At 45.9% G+C, this 1,860-nt stretch carries 2 protein-coding genes; one reads left to right on the top strand and one right to left on the bottom strand.

Annotated elements, in window-relative coordinates:
- On the bottom strand, window positions 1–1,009 hold a 1,009-nt coding region (locus tag ACRC27_RS03545; protein ID WP_438639200.1), incomplete at its 3' end, for a methyl-accepting chemotaxis protein.
- A 401-nt stretch (window positions 1,010–1,410) separates the two neighbouring features.
- On the opposite strand from ACRC27_RS03545, the gene ACRC27_RS03540 reads away from it, so the two are divergent.
- Window positions 1,411–1,686 carry a DUF3630 family protein gene (locus tag ACRC27_RS03540; RefSeq protein WP_265845316.1) on the top strand — a complete coding sequence of 92 codons (276 nt, stop codon included), beginning with the start codon at window positions 1,411–1,413 and terminating at the stop codon, window positions 1,684–1,686.
- The last annotated feature ends 174 nt before the right edge of the window (window positions 1,687–1,860 follow it).

Here is a 1,860-nt window from a genome sequence, read left to right as displayed (position 1 = left end):
CATCGTGCGCGGCGGAGGCGGCATCGGTAGTGTTACGGGACACTTCCATCACGGTGGATTGCATCTCGTTCATCGCCGTGGCCAGCTGCGACACTTCGCTTTGCTGCTGCTGCATACCGTGTGACGACTGCTCGGCAATTGCGCTCACTTCTTCCACCGCAGTGCTCAGCTGCGATACTGAGGAGGTGATCTCGTTCACCAGCTGGTGCAGACCTTCTTTCATCTGGCGAATCGCTTTGGCTAACTGACCGATTTCATCGTTGGCCATTTTGCCGGAATCCAGATAGTCACACAGTGCGCCACGCGCCAAGTTACCGCCAGCAATCTGTTTGGCTTGAACAACCAGCAACAGCAGTGGATCGCGAATTTGACGCGTCAGAATAGTGGCAAACACTACCACTAGGGCAATAGCTATTGCGATACAGATAAAAATGCTCAGTTTGGCAGAACTAAATACATCTTCCGCTATCTGGCGACCTTGTACTGCATAGGCTTGGTTGATGTTCATCAATTCAGCGGTTTGGGCATTCAGCTTCTGATACGCAGGGATCCCTTGGGTCAGAAAGAAGTGGCGTGCTTGCTGCAACTCGCCACGGTTTAACATATCCATCACCTGACGATGCAGACCCAGATAGGCCTGCCATTCATTTTTAATGTTGTTATAAGTCTGACGTTCGTGACCGCTATAAACTAGTGATGCGTATTCTGTCAGTACTTGATCAATTTGGAATGGTAAGTTTTGTAACATGCGCTGGTATTCGGTATTACGGTTTGGATCGTCATATACTAAGAACATACCCAACTCATAGCGGCGGAAATTACCGATCTCATCACTGATTTTGGCCGCTATGCGGATACTGGGCATGACGTTGTCAGTCAAATCCAGAGATTCGGCATTCAGCCGAGTTAACTGTATAAGGGAAAACAGGCCGATACCGATAATTAGCAAACACAACAGTGAGAATGCCGCTGTCAGTTTTTTACCAATGGAAAGATGCTTAAATAACATATCACTTATTCTCGTTTAGCAGAGGTGAGCGATCAGAAAGAGGTTCCGTAACGGTCGGAGAGAATCTCCGGCCGGTGCGATAAAAATACATGTCTCCTTGTATATTGATTGATAGCGGCTGCTAACGAGAAAAATTAAGGAGAAAATATAAATAAGCTCTTAATGATCCTCTTACTTAACTCAGAGGTTTATAGTATAGGAAGTGGGTAAAAATTGATTTTCACACGTGATTTTATAGCACCAAGCTATAGAAAATATGATCTGGCAATAATTGCTTTATGAAATGAAAGTGTTTTTTATTTTCTTTTCATTTTTTACTTACAAGTAGGTTTTATTCCAAGATGTTTACTTTAGCCTTTAACGCATAATTCACAGCCGTAATTGGAAATTTTTGAATCGATATGGAAAATTACTCAATAACTATTCCGGCGCCAGGGCTCAATTTTGATAATTTCGCCGAGCGGGCTTTGCCGGTGATTTCTCGGTTAGAGCTGCAGGTATTAGAGCGTCAATGTGATGCCGATTTGCACACTTGGCGGGTTGAATTTGAGGGTACCCCTTTGCTGCTGCGTGGCGATCATTATACCGAGTGCTTGTGGCTAGAAGCGCAGAATGAAGAGGGCGGCGATGTCTTAGCCTTTTTGGCGCAGATCCTCGCAGATGAGCGCACGTTTTGAGCTGACAAGCCCAGATGAGACGGTTATAATTTCACCTTACGCCTGTGGCTGCGTGCCGATAACGCAGCGAATCAACAGGCTGGGTATGTATTTGGGTTCCCTCACCCCAACCAACAAAAAGGTGCACAATCAATGTCATCCTTCTCTCCTGCCCAGCAGCGTAATGCGCTGATC

It is taken from the genome of Plesiomonas sp. (genome assembly GCF_051650925.1).
Lineage (GTDB): Bacteria > Pseudomonadota > Gammaproteobacteria > Enterobacterales > CAMTGL01 > Plesiomonas.
Note: the sequence above shows the minus strand (reverse complement) of the source record. Positions and strands in the feature narration are given on the sequence as shown.